The sequence below is a fragment of the Methylotenera mobilis JLW8 genome (genome assembly GCF_000023705.1).
GTDB classification, from domain to species: Bacteria; Pseudomonadota; Gammaproteobacteria; order Burkholderiales; family Methylophilaceae; genus Methylotenera; species Methylotenera mobilis.
Window position 1 is genome coordinate 1,888,797 of sequence record NC_012968.1, and the last position, 20,325, is coordinate 1,909,121.

The 20,325-nt window shown below is 46.0% G+C and carries 17 protein-coding genes; 6 read left to right on the plus strand and 11 right to left on the minus strand.

The window, feature by feature from the left end:
• Window positions 1–17 precede the first annotated feature (17 nt).
• Window positions 18–1,001 carry a UDP-glucose 4-epimerase GalE gene (gene galE / locus MMOL_RS08735; protein WP_015832663.1) on the plus strand — a complete coding sequence of 328 codons (984 nt, stop codon included), beginning with the start codon at window positions 18–20 and terminating at the stop codon, window positions 999–1,001.
• Here the strand turns inward: galE and MMOL_RS08740 are convergent.
• From MMOL_RS08740 to MMOL_RS08775, 8 genes are all read right to left on the minus strand, one after another.
• Window positions 982–1,641, minus strand: coding sequence for an HAD family hydrolase (locus MMOL_RS08740; RefSeq protein WP_015832664.1), 660 nt, complete (start codon window positions 1,639–1,641; stop codon window positions 982–984). The two genes, galE and MMOL_RS08740, sit on opposite strands and share 20 nt — an antisense overlap.
• A gap of 177 nt (window positions 1,642–1,818) precedes the next feature.
• A complete protein-coding gene (eda, locus tag MMOL_RS08745; protein ID WP_015832665.1) occupies window positions 1,819–2,445 on the minus strand; it encodes a bifunctional 4-hydroxy-2-oxoglutarate aldolase/2-dehydro-3-deoxy-phosphogluconate aldolase in 627 nt (208 codons plus the stop codon).
• A gap of 176 nt (window positions 2,446–2,621) precedes the next feature.
• A complete protein-coding gene (gene edd / locus MMOL_RS08750; protein ID WP_015832666.1) occupies window positions 2,622–4,436 on the minus strand; it encodes a phosphogluconate dehydratase in 1,815 nt (604 codons plus the stop codon).
• A gap of 183 nt (window positions 4,437–4,619) precedes the next feature.
• Window positions 4,620–6,338 carry a carbamoyltransferase family protein gene (locus MMOL_RS08755; RefSeq protein ID WP_015832667.1) on the minus strand — a complete coding sequence of 573 codons (1,719 nt, stop codon included), beginning with the start codon at window positions 6,336–6,338 and terminating at the stop codon, window positions 4,620–4,622.
• Between the two features lie 74 nt (window positions 6,339–6,412).
• Window positions 6,413–7,930, minus strand: coding sequence for a lipopolysaccharide kinase InaA family protein (locus MMOL_RS08760; protein ID WP_015832668.1), 1,518 nt, complete (start codon window positions 7,928–7,930; stop codon window positions 6,413–6,415).
• A 26-nt stretch (window positions 7,931–7,956) separates the two neighbouring features.
• Window positions 7,957–8,853 carry a 2OG-Fe(II) oxygenase gene (locus MMOL_RS08765; RefSeq protein WP_041928569.1) on the minus strand — a complete coding sequence of 299 codons (897 nt, stop codon included), beginning with the start codon at window positions 8,851–8,853 and terminating at the stop codon, window positions 7,957–7,959.
• A gap of 2 nt (window positions 8,854–8,855) precedes the next feature.
• Window positions 8,856–9,659 (minus strand): glycosyltransferase, encoded by an 804-nt coding sequence (locus MMOL_RS08770; RefSeq protein ID WP_015832670.1) that lies wholly within the window; start codon window positions 9,657–9,659, stop codon window positions 8,856–8,858.
• Between the two features lie 30 nt (window positions 9,660–9,689).
• Window positions 9,690–10,466 (minus strand): lipopolysaccharide kinase InaA family protein, encoded by a 777-nt coding sequence (locus tag MMOL_RS08775; RefSeq protein ID WP_015832671.1) that lies wholly within the window; start codon window positions 10,464–10,466, stop codon window positions 9,690–9,692.
• A 125-nt stretch (window positions 10,467–10,591) separates the two neighbouring features.
• Here MMOL_RS08775 and MMOL_RS08780 point away from each other — a divergent pair, with 125 nt between their 5' ends.
• A complete protein-coding gene (locus MMOL_RS08780) occupies window positions 10,592–11,464 on the plus strand; it encodes a lysophospholipid acyltransferase family protein (RefSeq protein ID WP_015832672.1) in 873 nt (290 codons plus the stop codon).
• 125 nt (window positions 11,465–11,589) lie between these two features.
• On the opposite strand, the gene rfaP is transcribed toward MMOL_RS08780, so the two are convergent.
• Window positions 11,590–12,411, minus strand: coding sequence for a lipopolysaccharide core heptose(I) kinase RfaP (gene rfaP, locus MMOL_RS08785; protein ID WP_015832673.1), 822 nt, complete (start codon window positions 12,409–12,411; stop codon window positions 11,590–11,592).
• The gene (locus tag MMOL_RS08790) at window positions 12,404–13,549 is read right to left on the minus strand and encodes a glycosyltransferase family 4 protein (protein WP_015832674.1); all 1,146 of its coding nucleotides are present in this window, start codon (window positions 13,547–13,549) and stop codon (window positions 12,404–12,406) included. Before MMOL_RS08790 ends, rfaP begins: the two co-directional genes overlap by 8 nt.
• 60 nt (window positions 13,550–13,609) lie before the next feature.
• Here MMOL_RS08790 and waaC point away from each other — a divergent pair, with 60 nt between their 5' ends.
• From waaC to dnaJ, 4 genes are all read left to right on the plus strand, one after another.
• Window positions 13,610–14,569, plus strand: coding sequence for a lipopolysaccharide heptosyltransferase I (waaC, locus tag MMOL_RS08795; protein WP_015832675.1), 960 nt, complete (start codon window positions 13,610–13,612; stop codon window positions 14,567–14,569).
• Window positions 14,570–14,611: 42 nt separating this feature from the next.
• On the plus strand, window positions 14,612–15,154 hold the full coding sequence (grpE, locus tag MMOL_RS08800) for a nucleotide exchange factor GrpE (RefSeq protein WP_274377096.1): 543 nt from the start codon (window positions 14,612–14,614) through the stop codon (window positions 15,152–15,154).
• Window positions 15,155–15,307: 153 nt separating this feature from the next.
• Window positions 15,308–17,230 carry a molecular chaperone DnaK gene (dnaK, locus tag MMOL_RS08805; protein WP_015832677.1) on the plus strand — a complete coding sequence of 641 codons (1,923 nt, stop codon included), beginning with the start codon at window positions 15,308–15,310 and terminating at the stop codon, window positions 17,228–17,230.
• Between the two features lie 101 nt (window positions 17,231–17,331).
• Window positions 17,332–18,462 carry a molecular chaperone DnaJ gene (gene dnaJ / locus MMOL_RS08810; RefSeq protein ID WP_015832678.1) on the plus strand — a complete coding sequence of 377 codons (1,131 nt, stop codon included), beginning with the start codon at window positions 17,332–17,334 and terminating at the stop codon, window positions 18,460–18,462.
• Window positions 18,463–18,597: 135 nt separating this feature from the next.
• Here the strand turns inward: dnaJ and MMOL_RS08815 are convergent, their stop codons facing one another.
• Window positions 18,598–20,325 carry a putative bifunctional diguanylate cyclase/phosphodiesterase gene (locus tag MMOL_RS08815; protein ID WP_015832679.1) on the minus strand — a complete coding sequence of 576 codons (1,728 nt, stop codon included), beginning with the start codon at window positions 20,323–20,325 and terminating at the stop codon, window positions 18,598–18,600.

Here is a 20,325-nt window from a genome sequence, read left to right on the forward strand (position 1 = left end):
GGGAGTTTAAAAGTCAGATGAAAATACTGTTAGTTGGCGGCGCAGGTTATATTGGTTCGCACATGTTAAAAATGCTGCTGGCTGCTGGCCATCAGGTGGTGACTTTTGACAATCTATCCAGCGGCTATCGTGATGCAGTGTTGGGTGGTGAGTTTATACAGGGTGACTTGGCTGACACTGTAGCCCTAGACCAGGTATTCACGCAACACCAGCCAGAAGCTGTAATGCATTTTGCCTCTTACATCCAGGTAGGAGAATCAGTTAAACGCCCTGACATTTACTACCAGAACAATGTCAGCAATACGCTTAACCTGCTTAATACCATGGTGAAACATGATGTGAAAAAATTCATTTTTTCATCCACGGCAGCAATCTTTGGCGAGCCTGTTGCAGTGCCAATAGATGAACTGCACCCTAAGCAGCCAGTGAATCCCTACGGAAAATCCAAGTGGATGATTGAGCAAGCACTGGCCGACTATGATGTAGCATTCGGCTTAAAGTCGATTTGCCTGCGTTATTTCAATGCGGCAGGTGCAGACCCCGAAGGTCAACTTGGCGAGCGCCATGAGCCAGAAACACATCTTATTCCCTTGCTGCTACAGGTGGCCTCAGGGCGTAAGCCTACCATCAATGTATTTGGCAGAGATTATGATACGGAAGATGGCACTTGCGTTCGCGACTACATCCACGTCGTAGATTTATGCAAAGCGCATTTACTCGCCCTAAAGAATTTAGAACAACATCAGCAAAGCAATCAATTTAATTTAGGCAACGGCAAAGGTTTTTCTGTACAAGAGGTGATTAACACCGTACAGCGAGTGACAGAAAAGGCTATCCACGTCATTGATAGCCCTCGTCGCCAGGGAGATCCTGCACGCCTGATTGCCGACGCGACACGCGCACAGCGTGAGCTGACATGGCATCCTAGCCTTTCCAGCCTAGACACGATAGTGCAACACGCATGGAACTGGGAACAAAAAGTTACGCGCACAGATCCTTAAGTGCAGGCAACACCAGGATTTGGTGTTCAGCACAATATTGCTGCCAATCTGCTACCTCAGTCCAAGCGCTTAAAAAGACAAAATCCAAGCCTGCGCGAGTTGCCGCCTCATAATCGTATTTACTATCACCGATAAACAAGGCTGGAAACTGTAAGTGACCATTCGCTTTTTCACGCGCAAGTACCGTGTCTTTATTATCAGGGCTGCCAAATAATCCACCGTCGAAATACTTGGCTAAATCGCGCTTGACAAATAAAGTGCGGATCTCCTGCTGGTCACCGCCAGACAGTATCATCCAATTAGCAGATGACGTCGCACGCAACTCAGGCAAGCCATCGGCAACGGCACACTCCATCAGCACCACTTCAAGCTCGCGTGCAAACTCGTCTAACAATACCTGAACCGCCTCTTGCGTTGCAGGTTGGTTCAGCACCTCACGCAGATACCAATCAAACTTATGATAGCGAGAAATGCCACCTAAACGCACATGGTAATCAACCAGCGCCTGTGCCTGCGCATCCGTTGCGCCTAAGCTTTTGGCAGTGCGAAAATACGCCTCGGTTTTCACCAGGTTAGAATCCAGCACAACACCATCGCAATCAAACACAATCGTTTTATATTTTGTTATATCTAGCTGCATTAAATTCCCTATAACAATGCCCAATAAAAAAGCTCAAACCCCCAACAAAAAGGGCTTTGCACTAATTTAGTACAAAGCCCATTTAGTATAAAGCCTCAGATAGCGTGTAAGTCAGCTAGTAAGATAAATGCTGATATGAAGCTGGAATGACACTCACTCACAGCTCAGCCCATTCAATTAAGCAGCTTTAATTGCACTCGCTTCTTTAGCCAATTTAGTGATGTGTGCCCAGTCACCGCGCGCAACAGCATCAGCTGGTGTTAACCATGTACCACCGCAAACCACAACGTTAGGTAGTGCCAAGAACTGTGGTGCGCTTTCAACCGTTACGCCGCCAGTTGGGCAGAATTTCACATCACCGAATGGGCCAGCAAAGCCCTTTAACAGGTTAATACCGCCTACAGCAACAGCTGGGAATAGTTTTAAGAAGTAGTAATCATCAGCATTCGCCATCATGATTTCAGAACCGGTAGAAACGCCTGGTAATAATGGCAAACCGATTTTACGTGCGTACTGACCCAACTCACTGGTGTAACCTGGGCTTACCGCAAACTGACAACCAGCGTCTTTAGAAGCTTGTGCATCTTTAAGATTACGTACAGTACCTGAACCCAAAATCGCATCTGGTACGTGTTTAGCAATTTGCTCCATACCAGCTAATGCGCATGAAGTACGCAATGTTACTTCTAATACCTTGATACCACCTTCAAGTAGCGCTTCTGCCATTGGCACAGCATCTTCTACGCGGTTAATCACAATCACTGGAATCACTGGGCCGTGATTAGCTAAATCTAATGTACTCATGTTTTCTACCTATGATATTAATTTAATTCGACTCCCGCTTACGCGTGAATCATGTGTTTAAAATTTTCAGAACTAGAAACCGTTTCAAAATTAATTTAGGCAAGGCACTTGAGCGCAGACTGTACGAACAGAACGGCAAGCGAAAGTAACGCCGCATAAATTATATTTTCAAACGGTTATAACCAGGTGACGGCGCCTTCTTCTGCTGACAGTACGTTTTTACGCATACCACCAAACAATTCACGACCAAAACCATGCGCGTTACTATGGCGTTTGTTATCAGACAGCTCGGCAAACTCACGCTCTGCCCACTCATCTTCATCCACCAGCACATTCACCATACCAACGGTTGCATTTAAGCGAATAATGTCGCCATCACGCACCTTGGCTAATGGGCCACCAGCTGAAGCCTCAGGGCTTAAATGGATAGCAGCAGGAATCTTGCCTGATGCACCACTCATACGACCGTCAGTCACAATCGCAACTTTAAAGCCTTTATTCTGCAGCACAGCCATCGGCGGGGTTAGTTTATGCAACTCTGGCATACCATTGGCTTTAGGGCCTTGGAAACGCACCACAGCCACGAAGTCTTTTTCTAACTCACCACGGTCAAAAGCGGCCAATAACTCTTCTTGTGCATCAAACACAATCGCCGGTGCTTCAATAATGTGACGGTCTTCAGGCACTGCTGAAATCTTAATCACGCTACGGCCCAAGTTACCTTTAAGTAAGCGTAAACCACCTGACTCATTGAATGGGAATGCCGCGGTACGCACGATGGTTTCATCGCTGCTTTCTTTTGGCAGGTCTTTCCACACTACTTTGTTTTCTTCTTTAACTGGCAATTTACCGTATTCACGTAAACCACCATGCGCAACCGTCAGCACATCCGGGAACATGTAACCAGCATCAATCAACTCACGAATCACAAATGCAGGGCCGCCAGCCGCTTGGAACTCGTTCACGTCAGCTTTACCGTTCGGGTAAACACTCGCCAACAATGGTGTGGTTTTCGCCAAGTGGTAGAAGTCGGTCCAGTCAATGATAATCCCTGCGGCGCGCGCAATCGCTACCCAGTGAATCAAATGGTTGGTTGAACCACCAGTCGCAAGCAAGGCCACCATCGCGTTCACAATCACGTGCTCATCCACCATACGACCAATTGGCGTAAAGTTTTTGTTTTTAACGTTGTTCAAAACCATTTTCACAGACTCACGCGTTAACAACTCGCGTAAACCTTCGTGTGGATGCACAAATGCAGCACCTGGCACATGTAAGCCCATGGCTTCCATCAACATTTGGTTACTATTGGCTGTACCGTAGAAAGTACAGGTACCTGCACCGTGGTAAGCAGCAGATTCAGATGCAAGCAACTCTTCGCGCCCTACTTTACCTTGTGCATATTGCTCACGTACTTTAGATTTAGTGGTGTTATCAATACCGGTGCTCATCGGGCCTGCCGGTACGAATACACATGGCAAATGACCAAACTGTAAGGCACCGATTAATAGGCCTGGTACGATTTTATCGCACACGCCCAATAACAAAGCGGCATCAAACACATCGTGTGAAAGCGCAACCGCCGTGCTCATGGCAATCGTGTCACGGCTAAACAGTGACAGCTCCATGCCAGGCTCACCTTGGGTAATGCCATCACACATTGCAGGCACGCCGCCTGCCACTTGCACTGTAGCGCCATATTTATGGGCTTCATCGCGAATAATATCTGGGTAGTTCACATACGGCTGATGTGCTGAAAGCATCTCGTTGTATGCAGTGACAATACCAATATTAGGTGCTTTTTCTACTACAACACGTAACTTATCATTTGCTGGCATCGCAGCAAAAGCGTGCGCAACGTTGGCGCAACCCAGACGGTCAGCACCGCGTGGTCGATTGACAATATCATCCAAACGGTTCAAATAAGCCGTACGCGTTGGGCGGCTTTTTTCAATAATACGTTCAGTAACTTCTATATGGGACTGTTTCATAATTTTAGACACTCTACTCAGATAACTGACTTAACTAGCGGAACTTAATAATAAAAATGACTTACTAAGTTAATGACAAACCTCAACCCCGATTATCGCTAAACTAAGGCTTATCGTCAAACAAAAGCCGCTGATTTAGCGGCCTGTTTGATATAAATTTAGACTTAATTGATTGATATCAAATCATTTTTTTGTCACTAAGACATCTTCCATCATTAAATACTCCAGGTCGCAGCCGTAGAACATATTCAAGGCATCTGTCGGTGAGCAAATCATGGGTTCGCCACGGCGGTTCAATGAAGTATTCAGCACCACAGGTACCCCGCGCAACTGTTCCAAATGCTCAATCAGCTCGTAATAACGCGGGTTGGTTTCGCGGGTGACCACTTGCGCACGCGCAGTACCGTCCTCATGCACCACCTCGGGAATACGTGACTTCCAATGCTCAGCAACATCAAAGGTAAACGTCATATATGGTGCAGGATGCTCGGTTTGCAAAATATCCGGCGCAACACGGTCTAACATGCTCGGGCAGAATGGACGCCAGCGCTCACGGTATTTAATCTGCGCATTGATGCGATCGGCCACACCTGGATAGCTAGGGTCACCTAAAATACTACGGCAACCTAACGAGCGCGGACCAAACTCCATTCGGCCTTGCAACCATGCTAGCGGATTACCGCTCGCCAACAACTCGGCCGCTTTTTGCGGAGCATTTTCTACACGGGTGAAGATTGGTTTCTCTGGGTGCGCTTCACAGGCCGCCACACATTCATCCGAAGTGAAGGCTGGACCTAAGTAGGCATGCTCCATCTTCTGCACGGTGTCGCCCGCTAAGTGCGCAGCATAAGTGGCAGCGCCCAATGAAGTACCGTTATCGCCAGATGCTGGCTGCACAAACAGCTCTTTCACATGAGGCATCGCGATAATGCGCTGATTCAACTTCACGTTCAGCGCAACACCGCCAGCCATAGCAATGCGGCCGGTTTCCTTGATAATGTCACCAAGGTAGTAATCAATCATTTTCAGTGCAACATCTTCTAGCAGCGCCTGCACAGAAGCAGCGTAATGGATGTATGGGTCATCAATCTCATCGCCATGACGCTTAGGACCTAGCCACTCAATCAACTCTGGCGTGAAGTAATAGCCTTTACCATTCTCTTTATAGCGACGCAAACCAACCACGTTTACCAGTTTGGTGTTGACACGCAAGTCACCATCTTCAAATGTGATTAGCTTAGACAAATCATATTTGCTGGCATCCCCATATGGCGCCATGCCCATAACTTTAAACTCGCCATCCAGCATCTCAAAACCGAGATACTCGGTAATCGCACCGTACATGCCGCCTAAAGAGTCCGGGTCATAAAACTCTTTGATTTTATGGATCTTGCCGTTCTCGCCGTAGCCAAAAAAAGTAGTCGCGTACTCGCCCTTACCATCAATACCTACAATCGCTGTTTTTTCTTTAAAGCCGCTTAAATGATAAGCACTGGAGGCGTGTGCCAAGTGGTGTTCAACCGGCACGAATTTGGCATTAGTTAAGCCTAAATCCGCCATCAATTTCAATGATTTATCACGGTTACGACGGAAACGGCGGTTACCGTTAAAAATAGCGTCCAATGCACGATCAGGTGCATACCAGTGGCGCTTGGCATAGTGCCAACGCGCGTTTGTGCTCAAAGGGATTTCCGCATAGGGGAAAGCAACAATATCCACATCTTCAGCCTTAACTCCCGCTTGCTTTAAGCAGAACTTGGCAGCCTCATACGGAAATTGATTCTTGGCGTGCTTATCTCTAATAAAACGCTCTTCTTCAGCTGCAGCAATCACTTTACCATCGACCAATATAGCAGCCGAAGCATCGTGACCTAAAGCACCAGATAAACCTAATACAATCATGCGATTACTTTCAAATTATGTTCTTACGCAAATACCGTTTTTATGACTAATACAATTTCCGCTATTTTACTGGCTTAAGCTATTTTTGCACGAATTAAAATATTATCTTCTGCACACAAGCCGTTTTGCCCGTATTTTTCAGCAAAAGCTTGTTTCAATAACGTCAATGTTTCGGCGTCATCCGCCCAGTTTTTCATCAGTCTTTTCAAATCCTTGATATGCTGCAACTTGAACCATGCTGTAGCCAACCAGTGCAAGGGGTAGGCATTCATGCTATCCAAATCAATCAGCAGCGGCGCACCATCCACTATTTTAATATTCGTGGCCTTGCAGTCCCCATGCGCAAACTGGAGTAAATACATTTTATAAAACAATGCCGCCAGATTCTGCGCCACTGTTTTTTTAGCTTGCAAGCTCACGGTCTGTGCAAAATACTGCTGCGCATCCGGCGCTTCAACATAGGCACTCACAAAATATGCACGGCGCCGCAGGCAGCCCCAGCGCTCTTCTACCAGCGCAATCGGTGCTGGCGTCAAAATGCCGGAAATCATCAGGCGATAGGCATTAGCCCACGACTTGGCCGCCCTAGTGCTACGTAACGCACGATTCAAGCCATGCCAAAAATTCTTGATGTTGTAACGCTTAATCACCACAGCGCTACCTGCTACGCTAGCTTTTGCCACCGTACAGGTGTTGCCATTCTTGAAGTTGGCAGCTTTATCCAGCAAGGCGCCATCCAAGATTTGTACTGCAAAATCTTCCACCCTAAACGCACTGGCAACAGCAATAAAAGACTTGGCGCTAGTGGCTACTTTAACGTCGGTACAAGTTCTAAACACTTTCTTATCCGCATAGCCACTCGCAACCTGTCGGCGTATTTTCTGCGTTAACCGCCAGATTTTAGCTTCAGCCTGATGTGAGCTCTGCTTCCCTAAACGCTCGCAGTACAGCCTATACAACTCTGGAATATGGTGATCATCCAGCACATCCATTTTAGAAAACAGTGTAGCGAGATTTTGCTGCTGCGCATGTGATGCAAACAAACGTGGCATGCGACGAATGCCATCTCCATCCAAGGTGAATACCTTGGCACCTCGACCATCACCTGCCGTAGTAGCTTGTAGCAAAAAATTCTTTAAGTACAAATCTGTTTGCAGCAAGCCCGCCTGATGGTGCGCAGCCACCTCCAGCACTAGTTTTTTCGCCAGTTGCAGACGTGCGGCTGCATCCAGGGCTAATTCACTCCAACACACTTCTGCATTTTTTGCTGGCGTAATCGCTTGCAATATCAACACATACTGCTGTTTATCTTGCGACAACCCCGTGAACAACAATGGCGGCGTGGCAATGTTGGCATGCTGCAACGACGCTACGCCCTGCTTATCTCGCGCCCAATACTTCGCCGCACCTTGTCCAAAAAATAGTTTGGCATACACCCACTGCCCGCACCACATGCCCTGGCACACTAAGCGCTTGGCTGGCACGACACGCACCACATCAAGAATCTCCAGCACGGTGCCATCGGCCAGTGTAATGGCGTGATGCTCGAGGCCAAATTGCTCCAACTTTAACGCAGTTGCGGTTGTATTCATTGCTGATTAAATACGCTCAGACTTAATCATTTAAACAAGCTAAGCAAACGCGATTTAATGCTGGCTAACTTCTGCTTCATAGACTGCTGCTCATGGGCTTGAAACAGCTTTTTCGCGCGCTTTTCCCGTTTTTTTGCGAGCTTACGCACGTCAGCTTTCACCTGCTCGCTGTCATGTGGCCTTGCTACGTAAAGCGTATGTCTAGACTCACCGGAATCATTGCTAATTGGCATTGCCGTATAATAGTAAAGCGCAATTGACCGGCGACTAACGCCGTCCGGCAACGTCAAAGGGTCAGGATGACCATGAAAACTATCTTCATCGGTATTGAATATCACGCAGCGGTTAAAAACAGGAGAAACACTTTTCACCATAGCGGTCATTTCCCTATCCCACAACTCAAGCTTGCCACCGTATGCGTCTTGCCAATCTTTATTGAGGTAAATTAGCAGGTTAACGCGCCTTAAGGTTTGCAGCGACTCGTTCACCCTAAAATCAGCGTGGATACCCAGCAGGCCGCCGTTGCTTGTTTCATGCAAGCCACCACCTGAAAAATACGGATCAGGTAACAGGCCGCGAATATTGGTCACGCCTTCTAAAAACTGCAGCATAGCTGCCGAGTTAAAAAAGGCAAACGCATCACGCATGTAAACATCACAGTCATAAGGCAGTATCTGGCGCTTATGCGTACCGCCATAACCTTTCTGATAGGTCTTGTCGTGTGCTTTAGCATCTTCTGGAAAATGTGCCAACAACTGTTCCGCCATTTCGGCAGGCAAAAAGTTATCAATCACTATGTGCGGGTATGGCTCTGCAAAAGCATACTCACCCATCAAATCTTCGCCTATCGCACGCGATACCGCCTGATCCAGCACAAAACCATCGGTAGACTCAATTGGTAACAGTGATTTAACGTCGCTCATCATTAACTCTCAAACTTTTTCAAAATTGATTTTTTCCTTTTCACACGGCGATTCATATCGCTATACAACGCGCGCAAGCCCACGGTACCGGCTTCAATATGATCTAGAAACTTGAACAGTTTCATCGGTGATACGACCTTCAGCTTATAACCATCCTGCTTTAATTTGTCTTGCAATGCATAGCCGGGGATACGGTTTTCCATCAGGAACACGTAGCCCTGCTGCTTCATCAACTTAACATTCCATAAAGCAAAAAAGCTTTTTAAATACGCCTCAACATAAGGCTTAGGTTGCCTTGCGTTCAAACCAAAAAACAGTTTAAATCTTCTGGAGTAATGCTTACAGAACCTTGAACTAATACGCCATGCGGTACGCAAATACCCACGATTCAGCTGCTCCAGGCAACCCACTGCCGCCACCTTTCCATCGGCGAGGCAGAACTTTAACGCCCAGCCAAAAACGCTAGCGTCGTAGATAAAGGTATCTGTGTGCATCAGGAATAAATAATCTGTTTTGATTTGCTGCAAAATCAGATCTAAACCTCTACCGTGCGCCACAAAGCCTTCTTCATGCTCGGTGGGCGCTCTTTCAATCAAATGAATCCAATCCAGCGTACGTAAGTATTCAACACTCTCATCTTGAGAGTGATTATCCACCACCCAGACATCCACACTGTTAGGGTCAAGATCTGCACTATCCAGATGTTTTTTTAATAACTCTAGGCAAATCTTAGTGAGTTCTAAGGTCTTGTAATTAACTAACGCAATGCTAAATTTAGGCAAAGCTTGAGTAGGCGTAGTGTTCAATTTAATTCCATGGGTAGAATGGGTTTAATCTTATCTTCTCGAGCGCTTAATAATCAATCGGCACAATATTTTGCTCAAAAAATTCAGTTTATTAATATGCAAATAGTGCTTAAAGAAAGCCAACCTTTGCGTAAAGCGCCAGCCTTCAGCATGGCGATTCAATGCCGCCAAATCAAAGAAAGCGCGAAACATGAACCAGCGGCTAGCTCTGGTTTTTTCCAAGTCTATCAAGGCAATTTCCGGGGCACCTTCAGCATCTTTAACAAAAATATGCTTAGGATACAACGCCCTATGCACTAAGCCAAAGTCATGAAAACGACGAATTTCTTCTGCAATTTTTTGTATCAACACCATTTGCTGCTTGCGGCTCACATTGGCACGTAAGTCGTCAGATAAAACATCCAGCGGCTGATACTCGTTCAAAGCTACCGTCATCAACACCGCACGCTGATGCTCGCCGCTGCCGTGCTCCGCATAAAAGGCCACTTTAGGCGCATGAAACTGACGCGCTTCTAAAAACTGCAGCCATGCAAACTCACGTCTGAAGGTTGGCTCGCCACTTAGTGGATGCAGCAAGGTTTTGCGGCCATGATTTTGCTGCTTTTTTACAAATAAAAATAGCGGGCTTGCGCCATTATGCTCCAGCGCGATGCGTCCAACGCCACTCCAGCCACCACGACGATGATTCGGTTCTTCAAACCATTGAATTTCATAATCCCAAACCGCATCAAAACGATTGAGCTGGTGCTGGCTTAAAATGGAAGTATGCCGAGATGAAATAAATGGCGCAGTGAATGATGTTGTCATGAATGAAAATTTAGCTAATAATTCTTTATGCGTAGACTAGTCTTTTACGTATACCAGAGGATTATATCAGTTAATCCAGATTCACTCCTCTAGCCTTTATCCCCTGCTATGCTATGATTTCAACAATGTTTAAACTGCTACTCAAGCCCCTTTCTTCACTCTCGCTTCCAACTATCCATAAATTAGGCACTGCACTGGGAAAACTCCTCTATTTATTGATGCCCCAAGCCAAAACTATTATTACTGAAAATCTCACACAAAGCGGCTTAATGCCTCAAGGCTGCGAGATGAAAGCGCTAATTAAACTGAACATGGCTGAGGCTGGAAAATCGCTGCTAGAGAGCCTAGCGCTATGGCAAAAAGATGATCAAGAAGTCTTGTCGTGGGTGAAGCCTTGTGCCGATTGGCATGTGGTGGAAGAAGCGATTGCCAAGAAAAAAGGGATAATTTTCTTAACGCCGCATATGGGCAGCTTTGAAATCACTTCTATTTTTTACGGCGCACATCACCCCATTACCGTGCTGTATCGCCGTCCAAAATTACACTGGTTACATGCATTAACAATAGCTGGCCGCACTCGCCAGCAGGTGAAGTTAGCGCCAGCTAACCTGCAAGGCGTACGTACCCTGATACAAGCATTAAAACGTGGTGAGGCGGTAGGCATTTTACCTGACCAGGTACCAGGCAGAGGCGAAGGCGAATGGGCACCCTTTTTCGGCAAGCCCGCATACACCATGACTTTAGTGGGAAAATTAGCAGAGAAGACCGGTGCTACCGTGATTATGGTGTTTGGCGAGCGCCTAAGTAACGGTGAGGGGTTTCAGGTACATATGACCAAACTGGAAGAAGGTGCCGTTGCCACACCCGCGTTGTTAAACCAAGCGATAGAGCAGCAGGTAAGTAACAATATTGTGCAGTATTTATGGCAATACCCGCGCTACAGGGTAAGAAACCGCGTACTCAAACGCGAGCAAAGAAAAGCAGAAAACGACCTTTAAACACACACGTGTTATCAGACTATGCTTGGTTATCTGGTCATGTAGTGTCATGCCCTGCTTGGTTACTAAACGCTTGGCATCGTCAAAGTTTAAATGTAAGGACCTAACCACATAACATCAACCGCTTAATCGACTGCAGCGTGCTCTTGTTGTAACCGCTTCTGAAACTTAGCACTGTGAAATTTGGCATAGAGTTTACCTGCCCTTGCGGTAACACTTTGCCAAAAACCAGCGCCCACCTCAGAAAAATCAGCTGCATAATAGCGCTTGAAGCGCAGGTAATCGCGCGCGGTTAGCCCAACATCCATGCTGGAAAAATACAAGCCAGCAATATCCTTCATGACCGCCTTCATCGCAGGCCGTGCATGAACTTGCATACGGTGCAAATCAATTAAATATAGTTTGATCTGGTTTTGCTGCAAAGCCTGCGCATCCAAACACAAATGGCAAAGATAAAAGTCTCTATGATTCAGCCCGCTTTGATGCAGTGTCCTTGAGAGCGCTGCTACAGCAATGATGAGGCGCCTTTTAAAGCGAGCATCCGGCGGATTGCTCACCCAGTTCGCACATAAGTCTTCTAAAGAAATAATATCGCCTAAATCTTTGGTGATGATAAAAGACTGCTGCGTCGCCGGATTACAGCCACGCACCCCGTAGCCGACTAGGGGCGTAGTGTCGATACCAATCTCATTCAACTTCTGAATTGCGCGCACCTCGGTAAGTGCACCCAGAATTGGCTTTTTAAAGCTTAAAAAACTCTTAAAAATCTCTCGCCAACCCACGCCAAAGTGCTGCTTCACAAAGTAGCTTTCATCCCCAAACTGCACCTGCACCGTGCGCCTACCAGTTACATTACGGTACACTCGCCCCCGCAATTGCATAATCTGAGCAAATGCATCTACACCTAAATGCTTACTGATAAAAGCTGGTAAATCTAGTTTAGCCACGACAGCCACCTTTGGTTTGCGCTAGCGCGATAATGTAATCCGCTTCAGCACTATCTGACGATGTATTCTTAATATTGTTCGTGTAACGCATGCCATTATCTCGCCATGTAGCCTGCTGCTGCGACTGCAACATTTGCATCAGCGCGCGGTTCATTTCAGCTTGAGTATAAGGCGCAGGTAGTACCACGCCAGCATCGGCCTGTGCGATGTGCGGTGCATAACCGCACACATCGGTTACCAGCACCGGCAAGCCCGCAGTCATCGCTTCAATCAGCACCAGGCCTGCGAGCTCTGAGCGTGCCGGATGCGCGAACACATCAGCACCCAGCATCAAATCGGCAACATCGGCACGGCCGCCCACAGGCAAGCAACGATGGGCAATGCTGCGCTTCTCACAATAAGCAGCGATATTACTATTTGACTCATACTCCCCTATCGCAACCAGCCAAGTTTTGTCTTGCAGGTCTTTGGGTAGGGCAGCCATCGCATCAATGACCCGGTCTACCCCTTTGCGTATAAACGCAGAGCCTACCGTCAGCACGATATTAGCATCTGCCGGCAAACTAAACTGCTGTCGCGCATAACTGCGGCACTGTTCGCGATCTTTATTAGCAAACTTGTCGGCTGGAATACTAGGCGGCAGCAGATGGAATCTTGCGTCTGGCGTGGCATACCACTGTTGAAAGCTAAGTTTTTCGCGTTCAGTAAGTAACAGGATTTGACAAGTGCTATTCACACCCATCACCGCCTCTTCTGCTGCGGCAAAAAAGCGATAGCGCCCGGTCATGCGATAAAACCACGAGCGCTCTTCATGCGCACGCTGAACGAAACAAGGATCTGCTGCATAATACACATCCAGACCAGCCATACGATTAAAGCCAACCACCAAATCTACAGGCTGCTGCTGTAGCTTTTGCTGCATGGCTTGAATCAGCGACTGATGTCGTTGATGGTTTAACCAGCCACGGCTAGGTAAAATCTCCACACGGATACGCGCATCAGGCATATCACCACGCCACTCACCTGTATAAATAGTCACCTCATGCCCAGCAGCCACACAGTCATGGGCAATACGCAGCATATCGCGCTGCACGCCGCCATAAGGAAACACTTTAAAAATAAGAAATGCAAACTTCAATGGACTAGGAAACTTTATACAGGGGATGAAAAAATCTAATTGTATGCGAAAATGCCACATATGCTGAAACTGCTTATCGTTAAAACTTCGTCATTAGGCGATGTCATTCATAATCTACCTATCATCCATGATATCCGCACTCAATATCCAAATGCTGAGATTGACTGGGTAGTGGAAGAAAGCTTTGCTGATATCCCCAAGCTGCACCCCGGCGTGAACCGTGTAATTCCAGTCGCACTACGCAGATGGCGCAAAGCAATTTTTAACCAAAATACCTGGGCTGAAATTAAAGCAGCCAAGCGCAGCATCAGCCAACATTCTTATGATGTGATTTTAGATACGCAAGGATTAATTAAAAGCGGCCTGATTACAGCAATGAGTCATGGGCATAAACATGGCTTTGATAAAAACTCCGCACGCGAACCACTCGCTAGCCACTTTTACAATACCAGCCACCCGGTAACACGCAATCAACATGCGGTAGCCAGAATCCGCACACTGGCTGCACTCACTTTTGACTACAGCATTCCCACTGACTTACCTAATTACGGCATTGCCGCTTCTGCACAAGCTGACATAAATCTAACATCTCCTTACGTGGTGGGGCTACACGGTACCAGCCGTGACAGTAAATTATGGCCAGTCGCACACTGGATTCAACTAGGAACGGAATTAGCCAAGCTAAATTTACAGTTAGTCCTACCTTGGGCCAGCGCCGCCGAGCATCAACGCGCACAGCAAATTGCAGGCGCACTGCACAACGCCCACGTATTGCCCAAACAACGTATTGCACAACTCGCCACTATCATCAGCCAAGCCCAGGCCGCAGTCGGCGTAGACACTGGTCTATCACACTTAAGTGTGGCATTAAGCATTCCCACTGTGGCGATTTACACTGATACCAACCCTGCGCTGACTGGCGTATATGCAGGCGCGCACGCCCCTGCCATTAACCTTGGCAATATCAATCAAACCCCAACACATGCGCAAGTAATAGACGCCCTCAAAAATATTCTATAAAAATTTTGCAAGTTGGCTTGAATTCCACTTCTGCATCCCCACATTCACAGAAGTGTTAATAATGAACCGGGGACAACCATGCAAGACGAACAATCTACGCCGCAACCTGAGCTAGAAACAGCAACAGAAAATGTACAAACACCAGAAGCAAAAATTGCTGAACTGGAAGCTGCACTTGAAGAAGCAAAAGCCAGCGTACTTTATGTAAAAGCTGAAGGTGAAAACATTCGCCGCCGCGCTGTTGACGATATCGACAAAGCACGTAAATTTGCTTTAGAGAAGTTTTCAGGTGAGTTACTGGCGGTAAAAGACAGCTTGGACGCAGCACTCGCTATTGAAGCGACTGAAGTTCAAAGCTACAAAGATGGTGTGGAACTGACCGCTAAACAATTATCTAGCGTATTTGAAAAATTCAACATTGCCGAAATCAGCCCACTGGGTGAAAAGTTCGACCCGAACAAACATCAGGCTATTTCAATGTTAGAAAACAGTGGCGAACCAAACACAGTGACTAGCGTACTGCAAAAAGGCTACACATTAAATGATCGCGTATTACGCCCTGCATTAGTGATGGTGGCCAAATAATTCGTTTTTTCTGTAGAAAAAGTACTTCTATTTAGAAAAACACTTGAATTTAAAAAAACAATCTCCATCTAGCAAACAAGGTTATCAATTAAGCTGTTTTTAAGCTTTAGCGCTAAAAGCAGTTGGAACAAATTTAAAGTAAAAGGAAATAAAATGGGAAAAATTATTGGTATTGACTTAGGTACAACGAACTCTTGCGTAGCCGTCATGGAAGGCGGCAAACCTCGCGTGATTGAGAACGCTGAGGGCGCACGCACTACACCTTCAATCATTGCTTATCAAGAAGATGGCGAAATCTTAGCGGGCGCACCAGCTAAACGCCAAGCCGTGACCAACCCAAAAAACACGCTATACGCGGTAAAACGTTTGATTGGTCGCCGTTTTGAAGAAAAAGAAGTACAAAAAGATATCGGCTTGATGCCTTACACCATTGCAAAAGCTGACAACGGCGACGCATGGGTAGAGATTCGCGGTGCAAAAATGGCTCCGCCACAAATCTCAGCTGAAGTTTTACGCAAAATGAAAAAAACTGCGGAAGACTATTTGGGTGAAGAAGTGACTGAAGCGGTGATTACTGTGCCGGCTTACTTCAACGACAGCCAACGTCAAGCAACTAAAGACGCAGGCCGTATTGCTGGTTTGGAAGTTAAACGTATCATCAACGAGCCAACAGCAGCGGCATTAGCTTTCGGTTTAGACAAACAAGAAGGTGACCGTAAAATTGCGGTGTATGACTTGGGTGGCGGTACATTCGACGTTTCTATCATTGAAATTTCAAGCATCGACGGCGAACACCAGTTTGAAGTGTTATCGACCAACGGCGACACATTCTTGGGTGGTGAAGACTTCGACAACCGTTTAATTGACTTCTTGGCTGATGAGTTCAAGAAAGAAAACGGCTTGGATTTACGCAACGACTTGTTAGCTAAACAACGTTTGAAAGAAGCTGCTGAAAAAGCAAAAATCGAGCTTTCAGGTGCACAACAAACTGAAGTGAACTTGCCATACATTACTGCTGATGCAAGCGGTCCTAAACACTTAGTGGTGAAAATCACTCGCGCAAAACTAGAGTCTTTAGTAGAAGACTTAATCGAGCGCACGATTGCTCCTTGCCGTACTGCATTGAAAGATGCGGGCGTTTCAGCGGATGACATCACCGACGTGATTTTAGTTGGCGGTCAAAGCCGTATGCCGAAAGTGCAAGAGAAAGTAAAAGAGATTTTTGGTAAAGAGCCACGTAAAGACGTTAACCCAGATGAAGCAGTTGCAGTTGGTGCAGCGATTCAAGGTGGCGTGTTACAAGGCGACGTAAAAGACGTATTGTTGCTAGACGTAACGCCATTGTCATTAGGTATTGAAACCTTAGGTGGCGTGATGACTAAACTCATCAAGAAAAACACCACGATTCCTACCAAGGCATCACAAGTGTTCTCGACTGCGGATGACAACCAAAACGCGGTAACGATTCAAGTGCTGCAAGGCGAGCGTGAAATGGCGTCTGCAAACAAATCACTTGGTCAATTTAACTTGAGCGACATTCCTCCAGCACCACGTGGCATGCCACAAATTGAAGTGACTTTTGATATCGACGCCAACGGTATTTTGCATGTTTCAGCAAAAGACAAAGCAACTGGCAAAGAAAACAAGATCACCATTAAGGCAAACTCTGGTCTTTCTGAAGAAGAAATCAAGAAGATGGAAGAAGATGCAATCAAGTACGCTGATGAAGATCGCAAATTACGTGAACTTGTTGATGCACGCAACGCTGCCGATGGCGCGGTACACTCTGTGAAAAAATCATTAACAGAGCACGGCGATAAATTAGAAGCAGCAGAAAAAGAAGCCATTGAAGCTGCAGTTAAAGACTTAGAGGAAGCATTGAAATCAGATGACAAAGCTGAAATCGAAGCAAAAACTGAAGCTTTAACCACTGCGTCACAAAAACTAGGTGAGAAAGTTTATGCTGAGCAACAAGCACAAGCCAACGCTCAAAATGCGCAACCTAGCCCAGAAGGCGAAAAAACTGTGGATGGCGACGTAGTGGATGCAGAGTTTGAAGAAGTGAAGAAAGACTAATTTTAGCGCTAGCTTATGGTCGACAGTCGTTAGCGTCAAATGATGCTAACGACTTTTCCATTTAACCAGCAAGTCACAACTAACTACTACAGACTAAATTTATGGCAGCTAAAAAAGATTACTACGAGGTCCTCGGCGTTAATAAGGATGCCTCTGAAGAAGAGATTAAAAAGGCTTATCGCAAACTTGCGATGAAATACCACCCTGATCGCAACCCGGACAACCCTAAAGCGGAAGATCAATTTAAAGAGGCTAAAGAAGCCTACGAAATGCTCTCCGATGACCAGAAACGTGCCGCATACGATCAATATGGTCACGCTGGTGTTGACCAAAGCATGGGTGGGGGCGCAGGCGGCTTTGGCGGCGCGGGCTTCGGCGATGCGTTCGGCGACATCTTCGGTGACATTTTTGGCGGTGGCGCACGCGGCCAACGCAGCAATGTGTATCGTGGTGCAGACCTGCGCTACAACATGGAAATTTCGCTAGAAGAAGCAGCTAAAGGCACTGAAACCAAGATCCGTATCCCAGTACAGGCAAAATGTGACCCTTGTGGTGGCACTGGCGCTAAATCAGGCAAATCACCTGTTACCTGCTCAACTTGCGGTGGCCACGGTCAAGTACGTATGCAACAAGGCTTTTTCTCAGTACAGCAAACTTGTCCTAAGTGCCACGGCACAGGTAAAGTCATTAAAGACGAAGACAAATGCACAAGCTGCCACGGTGCTGGCCGCGTAAAACAAAACAAAACGCTCTCCGTTAAGATTCCGGCAGGCGTGGATGAAGGCGACAGAATCCGCCTAAGCGGTGAAGGTGAAGCCGGTGTTAACGGTGGCCCAACCGGTGATTTGTATGTGGTGATTCACCTTAAAACCCACGAGATTTTCCAGCGCGATGGCGGCAACCTACATTGCGAAATGCCAATCAGCTTCACCACCGCAGCATTAGGCGGTGAAATTGAAGTGCCAACACTGGACGGCTCAGCAAAAATGAAGATTCCTGCTGAAACGCAAACTGGTGGTGTATTTAGATTACGTGGCAAAGGCATTAAACCACTCCGCTCTAGCGACTACGGCGATTTAATGGTGCATGTAGTGGTTGAAACACCGGTAAAACTGACTGAGCATCAGAAAAAGCTATTGCGTGAATTCGATAGCAGCACACAAGCCGATGCTGGCAAGCACAGCCCGAAGAATAAAAGCTGGGTAGATAAAGCTAAAGACTTTTTTGGCTAAGTCAAAGTTGTCGTAATCAAATAAAAAAACCTGCAATTGCAGGTTTTTTTATTGAACTCGTTTTCAGCAGCCAGCCTCATACACAGCTATCTTAGACAAGAATGGCTCCATGACCATCTTCCAGCAGATGAATTTTTATTTTATCCAAGCATTTGGATTGTGCTTAGTAATAAAGTCAGCAAAATTTTCTGGTGATAGCGCTCTAGAGAATAGGTACCCTTGAAACATATCTGCTCCATACTCACGACACAAATATGCTTGTTCAATCGTTTCAACACCTTCAACAATCACAGACATATCCAAACTTTTAGCTAGAGTAATAATCGCCTTTAACACGCGGCAATCAGCAGCGCTTTCAGGTACATTTTGCACAAATGATCGATCAACTTTTAGTGTGGACGCTGGCAGCCATTTTAGATATGCCATTGATGAATATCCCGTACCAAAATCATCAATAGCAACAGTCAGGCCAATATCCTTAAGTTTGTTCAAGATTGCCGCTGTTTTATCAAAATTTGAAACTAAAACACCCTCTGTAACTTCAATAGACAATGAGCTACCAAATAATCCAGCATTGTCCAGATCAGATTTAATTGTGGTCAAAAAGCTTTCTTCATTCAACAATTGCTCGCTAGCATTAATTGCTAAAACAAAATTTTTATCGACCAACTTGGTTAAATGCCACTCAGCTAGTTGATTACATGCTAAACGTCTACTGGTGGTATCAATTTCAGATAAAAAACCAAGTTCTTCTACAGCGTCTAAAAAGGAATCTGGTGTAAGAATACCTCGTGTTGGGTGATTCCAACGAAGTAGCACCTCAGCACCACAGACATTAAAATTACTCGCATTAATTACTGGCTGATAGTATTGCTGCAACTGACTTTGGAGCACTCCTGAATGAAGTTGCTCTTCGAGAACAATTTTATTCATGACACGCTCTTGCAATTCTTGGGTAAAGAAATGGAATCCGTTTCTGCCATGCTGTTTAACGTGATACATAGCCAAATCTGCGTGTTTAAGCATATCCTCTGCGGTATGAGCGCATTCTGGATAGGTTGAAATACCGATACTGATAGAAATGAAATGTTGGGTTTTTGCAAGCACGATTGGTTCGTGTAAACAATCTAAAATACGTTGTGCGAGTAACCCTAGTGACGTTTCCTCGTCTATGTCATTTACAACAATAGCAAACTCATCACCTCCTAGACGGCAAGCAATATCCCCTTGACGGATTAATGTTAATAGTCTGTTCGCAATCTGCTGTAGAATCTGGTCACCTACATCATGCCCTAAACTATCATTGATAAGTTTAAAGTTATCAACATCCAGGAAAAGCAACCCAATTTTGCTTTCGAATCGCTGCGCTCTCTTGATTTCGCCACGCAATTTCTCCTCAAAATAACGCCTATTTGACAATCCAGTCATGGGATCATTTTCAGCCAAATACTTCAATCTTGCATATGTTTCAACAAGTTGCTGATTAAGCGCATGACGTGCCTGAGCGTGCACCAAAGCCTTTGTTAAGTGACGGTGTGATAGCTCTTGCTTAAGTAAAAAATCCTGCGCTCCAGCTGCAATACAATTTCTTTCTACAACCTCATCATCAACTGCTCCAGTTAAAATGACTACAGCAGCATGCTTTGTGGCATGGTTGGTGAGCTTCCTTAGAATCTCGATACACTCCATATCTGGGAGCCGATAATCAAGCAACACTACATCAAAAGCACTTTCTTCAAACAACTTCAATGCAGAAACTGCAGTACTTGCATGCACAATATCTTTAATTAACTTTGGACTTTGTAGCACACGAACAACGGCCATTCTATCCAACTCATCATCGTCAACTAGTAGCAGTCTCAC

Excerpts from the sequence above, each read along its gene's own strand:
- MMOL_RS08765 (WP_041928569.1), bottom strand. The coding sequence starts at position 8,853 with ATGAGCGACGTTAAATCACTGTTACCAATTGAGTCTACCGATGGTTTT.
- MMOL_RS08775 (WP_015832671.1), bottom strand. The coding sequence starts at position 10,466 with ATGACAACATCATTCACTGCGCCATTTATTTCATCTCGGCATACTTCC.
- waaC (WP_015832675.1), top strand. The coding sequence starts at position 13,610 with ATGCTGAAACTGCTTATCGTTAAAACTTCGTCATTAGGCGATGTCATT.
- MMOL_RS08740 (WP_015832664.1), bottom strand. The coding sequence starts at position 1,641 with ATGCAGCTAGATATAACAAAATATAAAACGATTGTGTTTGATTGCGAT.
- galE (WP_015832663.1), top strand. The coding sequence starts at position 18 with ATGAAAATACTGTTAGTTGGCGGCGCAGGTTATATTGGTTCGCACATG.
- MMOL_RS08755 (WP_015832667.1), bottom strand. The coding sequence starts at position 6,338 with ATGATTGTATTAGGTTTATCTGGTGCTTTAGGTCACGATGCTTCGGCT.
- MMOL_RS08780 (WP_015832672.1), top strand. The coding sequence starts at position 10,592 with ATGTTTAAACTGCTACTCAAGCCCCTTTCTTCACTCTCGCTTCCAACT.
- MMOL_RS08760 (WP_015832668.1), bottom strand. The coding sequence starts at position 7,930 with ATGAATACAACCGCAACTGCGTTAAAGTTGGAGCAATTTGGCCTCGAG.
- dnaK (WP_015832677.1), top strand. The coding sequence starts at position 15,308 with ATGGGAAAAATTATTGGTATTGACTTAGGTACAACGAACTCTTGCGTA.
- eda (WP_015832665.1), bottom strand. The coding sequence starts at position 2,445 with ATGAGTACATTAGATTTAGCTAATCACGGCCCAGTGATTCCAGTGATT.
- edd (WP_015832666.1), bottom strand. The coding sequence starts at position 4,436 with ATGAAACAGTCCCATATAGAAGTTACTGAACGTATTATTGAAAAAAGC.
- dnaJ (WP_015832678.1), top strand. The coding sequence starts at position 17,332 with ATGGCAGCTAAAAAAGATTACTACGAGGTCCTCGGCGTTAATAAGGAT.